The organism is Parabacteroides sp. PFB2-10, from assembly GCF_029893085.1.
GTDB lineage: Bacteria > Bacteroidota > Bacteroidia > Bacteroidales > Tannerellaceae > QVMG01.
Genome location: NZ_JARXWI010000036.1, coordinates 1 through 1,195, shown reverse-complemented (window position 1 = coordinate 1,195; position 1,195 = coordinate 1). Strand labels below are relative to the sequence as shown.

2 protein-coding genes are annotated in these 1,195 nt (G+C 45.3%); both read right to left on the bottom strand.

Going from position 1 to position 1,195, the window contains the following annotated elements; translation table 11 throughout:
• Positions 1–97: 97 nt before the first annotated feature.
• A complete protein-coding gene (locus M2137_RS14805) occupies positions 98–325 on the bottom strand; it encodes a hypothetical protein (RefSeq protein WP_280767200.1) in 228 nt (75 codons plus the stop codon).
• Entirely contained in the window at positions 294–722 is a 429-nt protein-coding gene (locus tag M2137_RS14800; protein WP_280767199.1) for a DNA-binding protein, read from the bottom strand. Before M2137_RS14800 ends, M2137_RS14805 begins: the two co-directional genes overlap by 32 nt.
• Positions 723–1,195: the final 473 nt, after the last annotated feature.

Genomic DNA, 1,195 nt, shown 5'->3' with positions numbered 1-1,195 from the left:
CGCTTCGCTCCAATTGCTTTACGCTTCGCTAAGCGATTTCCGCTTCGCTCCAATTGCTTTACGCTTCGCTAAGCGATTTCCGCTTCGCTCCAATTCTTCATTTTTCATTTTTCATTCTACATTTCACCCGATAGCTATAGTCCACCCCGAACAAGGCTCCGGCAAAGGTCATCGTCTCTCCGAAAGCCACCAGTACGCTGTGGTCGATCTCTCCTTCCGGATCTGTCCAGAAACCGAAAAATAGCAGGGCAATCCCGCTCATAGTGAGCAGGACTGCCGTCATTAGTTGGATATTAAAACCCTTCTTCACCTTCGTCTGTTTCATCCGAATTGTTCACTTCCAGGCGTTTGAATTCGCTATTCTTACGCGCATTTTGCAACGTTTTTCCGGGGTAGAATACAATTCGGGGCGTTTTGATGAGTGCTGTTTCGAACTCCTCTTCCGTAGCCGCGCCGGTCGATCCCAATGTGTACCGGAAGTTCCCCAGTTCGCCGAACTGTACGATATGCCCTGCCGACAAATGCTGACGAATAAGGAAATTCATACGGTCCATAACTCCCTTCACCTGGTTGGAAGGAATACCCGCTGCCGCGATCTCATCCAACAGATACTCGAATGTGATTTTGTCGGTCGATACCTCGCGAGCATAGATCTTTTCAGGAATGGTCGCTTTATCGGCTCCCAGATTCTTTTGCTTCAATAATTTAAATTTTACTGCCATTTTTTTACTGTTTAATTGTTTAATACATAATGATAAATTCTCTGTTTGTACAATTGTACTTTGTGATCACGAAGCAAAGCTACATCCATCGCTCCGGGAGGAATTACCGGCAGGAACCGCTACTTATTATACCCCAATAGCCTCTACGGCACTTTGCTCCTCAAAAGGCAAGCGAAGTGGTGACCACTTCTCCCCGGTAATCCGGAATAAAGAGAACATAACGAAAGAAATAGTGTTTAACGAACAGAAAAACAGTAATATATAAGGGATCCCTTAGTCTAAGGGGATATTCTTCTTTTAGCTTTTGTTAGGGGATAGGTGGTTAGTGATTAGTGGTTAGTTGGGGCGAAATAGGAAAGGGTATTCAGATTATGTAATAATTGAAGGTAAGCAGGTAACGCCCATAGGCGTTTAACTCCTAATAACCCCCAGTGAAGAGAGCGAAGCGAACGACTGGGGGTGCTGCATAAAGG